Origin of the sequence: Caballeronia sp. SEWSISQ10-4 2 (assembly GCF_030464885.1) — a bacterium.
Lineage (GTDB): Bacteria > Pseudomonadota > Gammaproteobacteria > Burkholderiales > Burkholderiaceae > Caballeronia.
The window spans coordinates 152,589-164,842 of sequence record NZ_JALPRJ010000004.1; the positions used below are offsets into that span (position 1 = coordinate 152,589).

9 protein-coding genes are annotated in these 12,254 nt (G+C 60.8%); 3 read left to right on the forward strand and 6 right to left on the reverse strand.

Annotated elements, in window-relative coordinates:
• Window positions 1-432 precede the first annotated feature (432 nt).
• The 6 genes from M0D69_RS04255 to M0D69_RS04280 form a co-directional block, all read right to left on the reverse strand.
• A complete protein-coding gene (locus tag M0D69_RS04255; protein WP_301780821.1) occupies window positions 433-1,401 on the reverse strand; it encodes a ferritin-like domain-containing protein in 969 nt (322 codons plus the stop codon).
• A gap of 345 nt (window positions 1,402-1,746) precedes the next feature.
• Window positions 1,747-2,994: an NRAMP family divalent metal transporter gene (locus M0D69_RS04260; RefSeq protein ID WP_301780822.1), complete on the reverse strand. Its 1,248-nt coding sequence runs from the start codon at window positions 2,992-2,994 to the stop codon at window positions 1,747-1,749.
• A gap of 120 nt (window positions 2,995-3,114) precedes the next feature.
• On the reverse strand, window positions 3,115-3,942 hold the full coding sequence (locus tag M0D69_RS04265; protein ID WP_301780823.1) for an alpha/beta fold hydrolase: 828 nt from the start codon (window positions 3,940-3,942) through the stop codon (window positions 3,115-3,117).
• Between the two features lie 30 nt (window positions 3,943-3,972).
• On the reverse strand, window positions 3,973-5,574 hold the full coding sequence (locus tag M0D69_RS04270) for a benzoate-CoA ligase family protein (protein ID WP_301780824.1): 1,602 nt from the start codon (window positions 5,572-5,574) through the stop codon (window positions 3,973-3,975).
• 129 nt (window positions 5,575-5,703) lie between these two features.
• Window positions 5,704-7,299: a 3,4-dehydroadipyl-CoA semialdehyde dehydrogenase gene (locus M0D69_RS04275; protein ID WP_301780825.1), complete on the reverse strand. Its 1,596-nt coding sequence runs from the start codon at window positions 7,297-7,299 to the stop codon at window positions 5,704-5,706.
• Window positions 7,300-7,343: 44 nt separating this feature from the next.
• Window positions 7,344-7,826 carry a DUF4863 family protein gene (locus tag M0D69_RS04280; RefSeq protein ID WP_301780826.1) on the reverse strand — a complete coding sequence of 161 codons (483 nt, stop codon included), beginning with the start codon at window positions 7,824-7,826 and terminating at the stop codon, window positions 7,344-7,346.
• Window positions 7,827-7,988: 162 nt separating this feature from the next.
• On the opposite strand from M0D69_RS04280, the gene M0D69_RS04285 reads away from it, so the two are divergent.
• The 3 genes from M0D69_RS04285 to boxB all read left to right on the forward strand — a co-directional run bounded on the left by M0D69_RS04285 (window position 7,989) and on the right by boxB (window position 12,254).
• Entirely contained in the window at window positions 7,989-8,924 is a 936-nt protein-coding gene (locus tag M0D69_RS04285) for a helix-turn-helix transcriptional regulator (protein ID WP_301780827.1), read from the forward strand.
• A gap of 109 nt (window positions 8,925-9,033) precedes the next feature.
• A complete protein-coding gene (boxC, locus tag M0D69_RS04290) occupies window positions 9,034-10,761 on the forward strand; it encodes a 2,3-epoxybenzoyl-CoA dihydrolase (protein WP_301780828.1) in 1,728 nt (575 codons plus the stop codon).
• 65 nt (window positions 10,762-10,826) lie between these two features.
• The gene (boxB, locus tag M0D69_RS04295) at window positions 10,827-12,254 is read left to right on the forward strand and encodes a benzoyl-CoA 2,3-epoxidase subunit BoxB (protein WP_301780829.1); all 1,428 of its coding nucleotides are present in this window, start codon (window positions 10,827-10,829) and stop codon (window positions 12,252-12,254) included.

The window sequence follows — 12,254 nt, forward strand, 5'->3', positions numbered from 1 at the left end:
TATATGTAGGGAGGTTTTTAATTGAAGGAGCACGCGCAAAGCGAGTGGTTCGGCACGGTACTTGGAAGTTGGGCCGGTATCTACTCAACGCATCTGCACGCTAAAGGTGCTCGTCGGCTTTTTGAAGGCTGAAGATAAACGTAAGTATTTTGTTTGCCTTTCGGATGCTTTAAGGAATGCGCTTGAGACTGTCTGGATTCTGTTCGCCTTAGGCCGGCGGCAGCGCGCACTTTTCCAGAGCGCCAAGGTGCTGTTCGCTCGGGTGCTTTACTTATGGCACAGCGGTTGCGGTGTACCACGTTGATTGGAAGAAGTTAGTTATGCTTTTGTTTTTTTTAAGCTCAGCCGTCCATCCATTCGCAAGCCGAGCCGGACTCCACCTCAAGCAGTGGAATCCGGCAGCAGTGGTGCGAGAACTTTCCCCGCCTTCGATCAGGCGCTCATGTGCAGCGTGCCGTTGACGCCCACAGGGAAGAAGCCGCCCTGCGTGACCGCCGCATTCGTCAGGTAGACGATGTTCAGGACATTCCCGTAATTGCGGCTGAACGCGATGCCGTTGGCATCGAGCGGCACGATGTTGGAGATGCTTGCCGTCGCTCCTGCAATGCCCTGGTCGTCGTTGCCCACGTTGTCGAGCGCGTTGCGTGCATTGGAGATGGCTCCAGCCGACGCAATAAGACCGAGTGACGGGTTCGCAATACCTTTTGCATACAACACCGTACGCACGAGACCGGCGTGATACGCCTCGGCCGCCAGGATACCCGCGGCCGCTTCCAGATAGGTCTTGTTCGTGATCAGCGGCGCTGCGCCCTTGTAGGCCGTCACGCCCACGTCTTCAAAGATGAAGGCAGCGAGCAGGAAGGTCTCGTCGTTCAGATAAGGGTCGAAGGCCGTGCCCGCGGGAACCAGGCCGGCCGCTTGCGCTGCTTTCGAGAAAGCACCGTTCGGGTTCTGGTATCCGACATCGAGGGCCGGCATGGCCACTGCCGAGGCACCGAGCGCCGTGCGCAGGAATGTGACATGTTCAAGCTCGTCCTTGGCGATCTCATTGGCGTACGCCTGGACCACCGGGTCCGTGAAGGTCACGGCATGGCCGGGAATGACCGTACCCGGGGTGCCTGCACCGCTCATCAGGCTGGACGAGAGGCCCGCACCCGTGGTTGCATACGCATAGAAGGTCGCTTCGAGATATTCGAGGTTGAGCGCGAAGTTGAGTATTTCCGGGTCGGTCGGACCGCTTTGCGCCGACGCACTCGACGAACCGCCGCCGCATGCGCCCAGGATCGTGCCGCCGATGAGCCCAAGACCGACGCCGCCTGCGCTTCTGAAGAACTGCCTGCGTTTTGCGAGCTTGTCGGCACGCCGCACGAGCACATCCATGACCGTTGAATCTTCTGACATGATTTCTCCCTGAACCATTCGGTAAACTAACTAATATCGCGACTGCGCCCGCTGAAAGCCAGAGACAGAAAAGCAGCGGCCAGCGGGCGACAAGGCAAACGTGAATCACGAACGCGTGACGAAGCGCGGCGCGGAGCAGCGGGGCTGATCCGGCACCTGTCATGTCACGTACGGTTGGATACGCAGGCCGACCTCAAGACGGATGCGTGCGCGCTCAAAAATATTTCGAGTGCTTACCCGGGGAGGCGAGTGAAAGATACCGTTGGTCGTTTTGACGTATTGCGGGGTGCTTGATCCGGTATTCGATACCGACACTGTGTGAACGCGAGACCACGCCGGAGTTTCTCAGGAGAAAAAGCTCAAGCCTGCACCCAGGACGCCGGCTGCGCACACCACCACGGCAATGCCGGAAACAAGCCATAGATAGACGCCACGCGGCCGGTGCTGTGGCGCCAGCGCGGTGACGCTGAGGGCGATGAGCAAGCCCACTACCAGCGGCAGCATCAGCGCATTGACGACCTGTGCGGCCACGTTCAGCGACACGAGGTTGGGCGCTAGCCAGACGACGGTCGCGCTGCCGACGACCGAGGCAACATACACGCCGTAGAACCACGGTGCGCTCCCAGGCGGGTCTTCAAGCGAGCGCTTGTATCCCGCGACTTCACCAAGTCCCCACGCTAGTGACAGCGAGCAGACGATGGCAGCCACCATAGACGCTCCCAAAACACCCGCGCTGAAAAGGAAACGTCCGGCGCGTGGTCCCACGGCCGTTGCAAGTACGCTGCTGATTTCCCCCACGCTTTGAAAAGCGTGTTGCTGACCGTCTCTCGACATCGTTGCCGCAACCGCGACAAGTACAGCGGCCGTCAACAACTGCGTGAGGACAGCGCCGGCGGCGGTTTCGAACCGGGCGGCGGAATAGTCCTGCGCGCCTAGTTTTTTATCGGCGATCGCGGCCTGCTGATAGAAGATCATCCAGGGATTGAAGGTCGCTCCAATCAGCGCTGCCACGAGATATCCGTAATGTGGATTGGACAGCGGAAGCCTGGCCATTTGCCGGAACATCTCGTGGATGTCCGGGTGGGCACGCCACGCGACCACGAAGAAAGACAATTCGAACGCACCAATGACGATGGCGAATTTGTCCACGCGCTTATGCGAACCGGTGAACACGATGGCAACCAGGAAAGCGGCGGCGAGCGGCAACGAGACGGACCGGGAGATGCCGTACATCTCTCCCACGCCGGCGACGCCCGTGAATTCGGTTACCAGCGAACCAAGCACGGCAATGCCTAAGCCACCTGCGGATATCCATGCCCATAAGGGACCGAAGTTCGAACGAACAAGCTCACCGTGCCCCTGTCCGGTAAAAATGCCCAGCCGGACAGTGAGTTCTTGGACCATGTAAAGCAGGGGAATGAGCGCCAGGAGAACCAGCAGGAGTTGAGGGCCCCATTGCGCGCCGCTTTGCGCCGCCGTCACCACGTTCCCGGCGTCACAGTCCGCGAGCATGACGAGCAGTCCCGGGCCCCACAGGGTGAGCCAACGCAGGCTGGGCGAGACCTTCGGTTTGAGCAGCGAGGAACCAGCCATGCGTTTTGAAAGGATGCGAAGGGTGTATTGGGTGACCGATTGTAGCGAGAATCCGGCCATCCCAGTTGGGCGCGTGGCGCCCAACCTGCATCGTTACGCATCGTTACTACAGGCGGATCTTCAGATACTCTTGACGAATGCCACTATCGCGGCATCGAGCATTGCGGGGCATTGCCGGTGGGGAGAATGCCCGCAAGCGTGCAGCTTGCTCAACTGTGCACACGGTACGTGCGATGCAATTGCGTCGATCTGCGCCATCGTTCCGTACTCGTCGTCATGACCTTGGACGGCGAGCAGCGGGCACTGAATGGAAGAGAGAAGACCCGTGATATCCCACTGCCTGAACTCGGGGTTCAGCCAGATATCGTTCCATCCGTAGAAGGCTGAATCGACATCGGCGTGATAACGCGAGAGCTTGTCCCGCAAGTCGCCTCGCGTATACAAAACCGTCGCCTCGGCGATTGCCGTGACGGACACATCTTCAACAAACACATGCGGCGCAATCGCGATCACGCCACCAAGCGCGTGAGGAAATGCCGACGCATAAAGCAGCGCGATAGAACCACCGTCGCTATGTCCGATGACCCACATGCGGGCACGTTCGGCGTCGTCTATCCCGATGGCATCGAGCAAGGCCGGCAGAACGTCATAAGCCTGGCGATGCATGAAATCGACCGGCCATTTCACCTCGGCTGCACGCGGGGTCGAACCGCCATAACCGGGCCGCGAATAGACCAGGCCACGGAACCCCAGTTGTTCGCATAACTTCTGCGGCCAGTCCTTCCACATGGCAATCGATCCAAGCCCTTCGTGCAAAAACACGGCGACGGGTGCATCGGTCCGGCCGGCATTCAACCATTGATACTCGAGACGAAGTGACTCGCGACCGTCCTTTGCGGGCAAATCGGCCACGGAGATCGCAGGGGTGTGCTGGTCTAATCGGTCCATAACTCGCAGCCGGACAATGGAGGGAGACCTTCATGCATCGAGGGCCGGTTCGCGCAATTTAAACCGCTGGATCTTACCAGTCGCAGTTTTCGGCAGATCATCAATGAACAATATCTCGCGCGGGTATTTGTGAGGCGCCATCCTCGCTTTGACGAACTCCTTGAGTTCGGCAGCGAGTTCTTCTGTCGCCGGCATGCCGGGTTTAACCACCACGAACGCGCGCGTTTTGACGAGACCATCGCGCGTAACGCCGACGACCGCCGCTTCGAGAACGTCATGGTGCTGCATCAGCACCATCTCGACTTCAACAGGCGACACGAACTGGCCGCTCACTTTCAGCATGTCATCGCCGCGGCCTTCGTAGACGTAGTTCCCGTCGGGCAGGCGGCGATATTTGTCACCGCTCCTGAGCCAGTCGCCAAGAAACGTCGCGCGGGACTTCTCGCGGTTGCACCAGTACATGAGCGCGGCGCTGGGGCCCCTGATATACAGATCGCCGATCTCGCCATCCGGGACCGGCTGGCCGTTTTCGTCGCGTAGTTCGACTTCATAACCGGGCACGGCGGTGCCCGTTGTTCCGTATGCGACGTGGCCCGCACGATTCGACAGGAAGATGTGCAGCATCTCCGTCGAGCCGATACCGTCGAGAATCTCGCAGCCCACGTGCGCTGCAAAATGCTCGCCGATCTCGCGCGGCAACGCTTCGCCCGCCGACGTGCACATCCGCAAGCGAAGATCGGCGCGCGCCGGTATGTCGGGTGAAGCCAGCATGTTTGCGTAGAGCGTGGGCACGCCGCAGAAAATGGTCGGCTTGTATTGCGTGAGGCGCGCGAAGACGGCGGCCGAGGTGGGGCGCTCGGCCATGAGCACGGCTGTCGCGCCAACCGAAAGCGGGAAGGTCAGCGCGTTGCCTAGTCCATACGCAAAGAACAGCTTGGCCGCGGAAAAAACGACGTCGTCCTCACGGATGCCAAGCACCTGCTTCGCGTACAGTTCCGCGGTCCAGTACAAGTTGGCGTGCGTATGGACAGCGCCCTTGGGCTTGCCTGTCGATCCTGACGAATACAGCCAGAACGCGATGCCGTCGGCGCTGCTCACGAACGGCGTGGAATGCGGTTCTGCATCGGCCAGCAGACGCTTGAATACGCGCTCTCCCGGCAGCTTGTCCTCTTGCACATGAGAGACGATCAGCGCGCAGCCCTCGGTGGTCGTATCGGCGAGTGCTTGCGCGATGGCCGGCAGCAACGGACCCGATGCAATGACCGCACGCGCCCGGCTGTGATCGAGCATGTAGGCGTAGTCCGCCGGGGTCAGCAGGGTGTTCGCGACAACCGGCACGACGCCCGCATATAACGCCCCGAGAAACGCGATGGGCAGGTCCGCGCTGTCGAGCATCACCAGCAGGATGCGCTCCTCGGGATGAATGCCCAGTGTATTCAGCACCGATGCGAACCGGCGCGCCTGCTCCGCTAATTCGCCATACGTCGTGGTCCCCTCGTCGTCGATGTACGCAACCTTCTGCGCCCGCGTTTCGTTCAACGCAAACAGATGCGTCGCGAAGTTGAATTTGACTGGCGGCGCATTGGCGGCCGGTTTTCCAGCGGTAGCGGGCGGCGCAATGATGGCGTCCATGATGTCTCCTTCCTGTTAATGGGGTGATGCATGGTCGCAACGGATAGTGCCGTCCGCCATGCATTCGGTTTTGTTTGACGCGCGGATCGTCGCGGGCTGGTGAAGCCTTAACAGCCGACCCGCTTTGCTTCAAATCTCGACTTTGCCCGTCGGCTCCGTGAGCGCGTCGATCGAAGCAGCTGGTCCCTGGACCGCCGCTCTGCGATGATAAAAATTCAATGCACGAAGTCCGCCGAGTTCCTCGCCGCCGCCGGCGCGTCCCGGTCCGCCATGCAGCGACATCGGCATGACGTTGCCGTGGCCTGTCTGACTCTGAGCCACCGAGGGAGAAATGGCATGGACGCGGCCGTGTGTATCGGCGAGTTCCAGCGCGATGCGGGCAAGGCGCACGTCGTCATTCGAATACACCGAAGCGACGAGCGAACCCTGACCACGCCGCGCGAGTTCGACGGCCTGGGATTCTTCGAGACGGGAATCGGCCGTCGCGACTTTGTAACCGCAAAGTGTCGCGACGGGACCGAACACTTCGACCTCGTGAACACGCACGGCGCTGCTTGCATCGTCGATCACAAACAGATGCGGCGCGACGCATGCGGCGATGGCCGGATCTGCATCGACGAGCTGAACCTGCGAGCCGTCGAACGCCAGGCGCGCCTCTTCACGCAAAGAGGCGATGCCCGCGCGAACCGCGTCGTATTGTTCGCGGCTCACGAGCGAGCCCATGCGCACGGACTCGTTGCGCGGGTTGCCCACGGTCACGGCCGAGAGCTTCGCGACGAGCGCGTCGGCCGCGGCGCCCAGATATTCTTTCGGCACGAACGCGCGGCGGATGGCCGTGCATTTCTGGCCCGACTTCACGGTCATCTCGCCCACGACTTCCTTGATGAACAGGTCGAACGCGGCGGTGCCTGGCGCGGCATCGGCGGCTAGGATGGCGCTGTTGAGACTGTCGGCTTCCACGTTGAGCCGGGCGCCGCGAGTGACGAATGCGCGATGAGCGCGCAGCTTCGCGGCTGTTTCCGCCGAGCCGGTGAACGAGACCACATCGTATGCATCGATCTGATCGAGCAAGCCCGCCGAACTGCCGCAGATCACCGATATCGCGCCGGCCGGCAAGATGCCCGCATCGACGACATCGGCCACCATGCGTTGCGTGAGCCACGCCGTCGAGGTTGCCGGCTTGACGATCACCGGCACGCCCGACAACAGCGCAGGCGCGGCCTTCTCCCACAAGCCCCACGACGGAAAGTTGAACGCGTTGATAAAAAGCGCAACACCACGCTTGGGCGTCAGCACATGCTGAGACTTGAAAGTCTGGTCCTTGCTCAGGCTTACCGCCGAACCGTCGCGCAACGCATGCACATCACCAAGCGTGGCGCCCAGTTTTGCGTAATAAGAAAGCGTGAAAATGCCGCCGTCGATATCGACCGCCGAATCGTTTTTCGTCGTTCCGGAGTTCGCGAGCGAAATGGCGTAGTAGTCGTCGCGGTGTGCTTGCAGCAGTTTGGCAATTTCCGAAAGCTGGGCGGCGCGAGCGGCGTACGTCAAGGCACGCAGTGCCGCACCGCCATGTGTTCGCGCATAGTCGAATGCGGCGTGCAGATCGACGCCCTCGCTCGAGACGCGCACCAGGGCTTCGCCCGTGACCGGATCAGTGAGCGTTGTACCGTCTCCACGACCAGCGACTCGTTCGCCGGCAATATAGTTGTTCAATAATTCGGCCATTCAAATGCCCTTGTTGGTCATGCAAAGAGTTGACGTGCGTTCGCTCAAGTGGCGCTTGCCGCGTGCTTCGTGAATTCGATGGCGCCTTCGGGCAACAGATAAAGCACGAGCGCGCTGCCGCCCGCCACGGTCGGCCGATGCGCGCTGCCGGGTCCGTACACGCACCAGCCGGCGGGATGGCCGTCGAATGTGGCCCCTTCGGTCAGCGGCACGATCAGGTCGATTTCGCCGTTCGGATGCACGTGATGCGGGCCGGCGATGTCGCTCATCCGCACAACGTCGACAGAGAAACCGTGGGTATCGGCGAGGGCCTTGACGATGCGCCCGTAGCGGATGCCGCCTGCCTCTCGATCGGCGAGCCAGCCGTCTTCCACGCCGGTGCGGCATGCGTCGGCGAGTTCGGTATACCCCGCGCTGCCTGCCGGGTATTCGGCGTTCAACCACGCTTCGAGGTTTGCATCGAGTGGCCGGGACGCGATCCTTTCCGTCACGCGCGCAATAAAGCCTCGAAAATCATTGGGGGACATGCGTATCTCCGTCGCGCTAAAGCGCTGTTGGACGCCGGACGCACCTTGCCGCATTCGCAAAGGCAGGCCAACTTTCTCGTGCTGAGTGCATTAAACTTAGCTTGCGATACAGTGCATGTCAAGCACTATAATACATAAAATATCCTGCAAGGATTCATAGATATGAAGCAAACCGCCGTTTTGCAGCCAATTGAGGGCGGAGATCAGGGCGCGGACATCGAAAAAGAGCGCGAGAGCCGCGATCCGTTCCTTGTCGGGATGGGCGAGCGCGTTCGTTTGCTGCGCGCGCGTCGCGGACTGACGAGAAAAGCCCTCGCGAAAGAGGCCGACGTATCTGAGCGATATCTGGCGAACCTCGAATCGGGCGTTGGCAATGCCTCGGTGCTGTTTCTCCGGCAACTGACGAAGGCATTAAACTGCACCCTGGCAGAGATCGTGGGTGACGAAACCACGTTGACACCCGACTGGCTGCGCATCCGGGAATTGCTGAACGGCCGCGATCACGACACGCTAAAGCGCGCACGGGTCGCGTTGGAAGAGATGCTGGCCACGGCGCCGCAGGATCCGCACCGGCTGGAACGGATTGCCTTGATCGGCTTGCGCGGCGCGGGTAAGTCGACGCTCGGCCGCATGCTTGCCGATGAACTGAAAGTGCCGTTTGTCGAGATCAACCGGGTCATCGCGCAACTGGCCGGCTGCCCGCCGTCGGAGATTCACGCGCTATATGGAGCAACGGCTTACCGTCGATATGAACATCGGGCGCTGGAAGCGGTGATCCAGGAGCATCCGCGTGCGGTGATTGCGTCGCCGGGCGGGCTGGTGTCTGAGGCGACCACCTTGAACGCATTGCTGACGCACTGCTTTACCGTGTGGCTCCAGGCGACTCCCGAGGACCATATGCGCCGGGTGGTCGCCCAAGGCGACTTGCGGCCGATGTCGGGCAACAAGGAATCGATGGATGACCTGAAGCGCATCCTGGCCGGGCGCAGCGAGCTGTACGGCCGCGCCGACATGACCTTCGATACCAGCGGAAAATCGCTGGCGGAATGCTATTTATCGCTGCGAGACAGGCTGGCCGCGCGACTTGCGTCCGAATAACGGCCGCGTAGACTCCGCATTAACCCGATAAGCGCATTAAAGTGCTTGCAGTGACTTATTAGATGCACTATTGTACACACATCATATCCAGTGTACGAAGGAGACATCAATGTCAGTTGCTCAATCAGCGGAGCAGGTAGGCGTCAGTGGCGCAGTCCCGGCGGCCCAGCGCGCGGCGGCGTCCGCCAGCCAGCGCGTCGATTACCGTACGGAGCCTGCCCGCTACAAACACTGGTCGTTGACCTTCGACGGTGCGGTCGCGACGCTCGGCATCAATATTGCCGAAGACGGCGGCATTCGCGACGGCTACAAACTGAAACTCAATTCGTATGATCTGGGCGTCGATATCGAATTGCACGATGCTCTCCAGCGGGTGCGTTTCGAACACCCGGAAGTGCGCACGGTAGTGGTAACGAGCCTCAAGGACCGGGTGTTCTGCTCGGGCGCCAACATCTTCATGCTCGGCCTTTCATCGCATGCGTGGAAGGTCAACTTCTGCAAGTTCACTAACGAGACGCGCAACGGTATCGAAGATACGTCGCGTCATTCCGGCATTAAATTTCTCGCAGCGGTAAATGGTGCGTGCGCCGGCGGCGGCTATGAAATGGCGCTCGCGTGCGACGAAATCTATCTGGTGGACGACCGTTCGTCATCCGTTGCGTTGCCCGAAGTGCCACTGCTTGGCGTGCTGCCGGGCACCGGCGGTCTCACGCGTGTGACCGACAAACGCAAGGTCCGTCACGATCGCGCGGATATCTTCTGCACCATCGTCGAAGGCGTGCGTGGCGAGCGTGCGAAGCAGTGGCGCCTCGTCGATGAAGTCGTCAAGCCGAACGTATTCAAGGAGACGGTGCATGCACGCGCGCTGGAACTGGCTGCGCAAAGCGACCGGCCGGCAGATGCACAAGGCGTTGTGCTGACGCGTATTGAACGGTCCGATCGCGAAGATGGTCTGGGCTACGCAACCGTCGATGTCAGCATCGACCGCGCCCGTCGCACCGCAACGTTCACGGCCAAGGCGCCGTCGGCGAATCCGCAATCCGACATCAACGCCATCGTTGCAGCCGGCGCCAACTGGTGGCCGCTTCAGTTTGCCCGCGAACTCGATGACGCCATCCTGTGCATGCGTACGAATGAACTCGATATCGGCACGTGGATCTTCAAGACCGAAGGCGATGCACGCACGCTGCTTGCCGCCGACGCTACGCTCCTTGAGCATCGCAATCACTGGTTCGTGCGCGAAACCATCGGCATGTTGCGTCGCACGCTGGCGCGTATCGATGTCTCGTCGCGCACGCTGTTTGCGCTGATCGAACCGGGCTCGTGTTTTGCCGGCACCTTTGCAGAACTCGCGTTCGCCTGCGACCGCAGCTACATGGCCGCGTTGCCGAGCAACGAGGACGAAGAGCCGGCATTGACGCTCTCCGAGGCCAACTTCGGCCTTTATCCAATGATCACCGGCCAGTCACGTCTTGGCCGCCGTTTCTACGATGAAACCGGGCCGATGAACGCTGCACGTCAGCAAATCGGGCAGCAGGTCAAGCCGGTTGAGGCCGAGCGTCTTGGACTGGTTACCGCGTCACCGGATGACATCGATTGGGCCGACGAGATCCGCATCGCCATAGAAGAACGTGCGGCCATGTCGCCGGACGCGCTCACGGGCCTGGAAGCCAACCTGCGCTTCAACGGCGTCGAGACGATGGAAACGCGCATCTTCGGACGTTTGTCCGCGTGGCAGAACTGGATCTTCAACCGGCCGAACGCCGTGGGCGAGAAGGGTGCCCTCAAGGTCTACGGCAAGGGCAGCAAGGCGCAGTTCGACCTCAACCGCGTCTGACGCGTTTTACGTCCCGGTCTCGACCATTCAAGCGCTCATCAACGTCACGGCTTAAGGAAATAACCATGTCCACGATCAACTACAGCGAAAAGATCCCGAACAACGTCAACCTCGCCGACGACCGCACGCTGCAGCGCGCGCTCGAACAATGGCAACCGAACTTCCTGTCGTGGTGGGGCGACATGGGTCCCGAAGGCTCGCCGAACTACGATGTGTATCTGCGCACGGCGGTGAGCGTGGATGCCGGCGGCTGGGCGCACTTTGATCACGTGAAGATGCCGGACTATCGCTGGGGCATTTTTCTCGCACCGGGCATGGCGGACCGCCAGATCAGTTTTGGCGAGCACAAGGGCGAAGCGGCATGGCAGGACGTGCCGGGCGAACACCGTGCGAACTTGCGGCGCATTATCGTGACGCAGGGCGATACGGAACCGGCATCGGTCGAACAGCAACGGCATCTGGGGCTGACGGCACCGTCGATGTACGACCTGCGCAACCTGTTCCAGGTCAACGTGGAAGAAGGACGTCACTTGTGGGCGATGGTGTACCTGCTGCATCGCTACTTCGGCCGTGACGGTCGTGAGGAAGCCGAAGCATTGCTGGATCGCCGTTCAGGCGATGACAACAATCCGCGCATTCTCGGTGCGTTTAACGAACGCACGCCCGACTGGCTCGCGTTTTTCATGTTCACGTACTTCACGGACCGCGACGGCAAGTTCCAGTTGTCCGCGCTCGCCGAATCCGGCTTCGACCCGCTCGCGCGCACGACCAAGTTCATGCTGACGGAAGAAGCGCATCATATGTTCGTGGGCGAATCGGGCGTCTCGCGCGTGATCCAGCGCAGCGCTCAGGTCATGAACGAACTGAAGACCGACGACATCAACAAGGTGCGCGCCGCGGGCGTGATCGACCTTGGGACCATCCAGCGTTATCTGAACTTTCACTACTCGGTCACCATCGATTTGTTCGGTGCGGATCATTCGTCGAATGCAGCAACCTTCTATAGCTCGGGACTCAAGGGCCGTTACGAAGAGACCAAACGCGACGACGATCATCAGTTGAATGGCCAGCACTACAAGTTGCTGGACGTTGCAGACGGCAAGCTAGTCGAGCGCGAAGTGCCCATGCTCAACGCCATGAACGAAGTGCTGCGCGACGACTACATCAAGGACTCGGTGGCAGGCGTGGGCCGCTGGAACAAAGTGCTGGAAAAGGCGGGTATCGACGTTCGCCTGACCGTGCCGCACAAAGCGTTCAACCGGCAGATCGGCACCTTCGCCGGTGTGCGCGTGACGCCGGATGGCCGCGTGATCAACGAGAACGAATGGAAAGCGAACGAGGCGAAATGGCTGCCGACGCCGGAGGATCGCGCGTACGTTGCCTCGCTGATGGGGCGCGTGGTCGAGCCGGGCAAGTTCGCCAACTGGATCGCGCCGCCGGCAATGGGCATCAACCGCCAGCCGGTCGATTTCGAATACGTGCGGTTCAACTAA

Coding starts and splice junctions, on each gene's coding strand:
- M0D69_RS04275 (WP_301780825.1), bottom strand. CDS start 7,299: ATGGCCGAATTATTGAACAACTATATTGCCGGCGAACGAGTCGCTGGT.
- M0D69_RS04265 (WP_301780823.1), bottom strand. CDS start 3,942: ATGGACCGATTAGACCAGCACACCCCTGCGATCTCCGTGGCCGATTTG.
- M0D69_RS04280 (WP_301780826.1), bottom strand. CDS start 7,826: ATGTCCCCCAATGATTTTCGAGGCTTTATTGCGCGCGTGACGGAAAGG.
- M0D69_RS04270 (WP_301780824.1), bottom strand. CDS start 5,574: ATGGACGCCATCATTGCGCCGCCCGCTACCGCTGGAAAACCGGCCGCC.
- M0D69_RS04255 (WP_301780821.1), bottom strand. CDS start 1,401: ATGTCAGAAGATTCAACGGTCATGGATGTGCTCGTGCGGCGTGCCGAC.
- boxB (WP_301780829.1), top strand. CDS start 10,827: ATGTCCACGATCAACTACAGCGAAAAGATCCCGAACAACGTCAACCTC.
- boxC (WP_301780828.1), top strand. CDS start 9,034: ATGTCAGTTGCTCAATCAGCGGAGCAGGTAGGCGTCAGTGGCGCAGTC.
- M0D69_RS04260 (WP_301780822.1), bottom strand. CDS start 2,994: ATGGCTGGTTCCTCGCTGCTCAAACCGAAGGTCTCGCCCAGCCTGCGT.
- M0D69_RS04285 (WP_301780827.1), top strand. CDS start 7,989: ATGAAGCAAACCGCCGTTTTGCAGCCAATTGAGGGCGGAGATCAGGGC.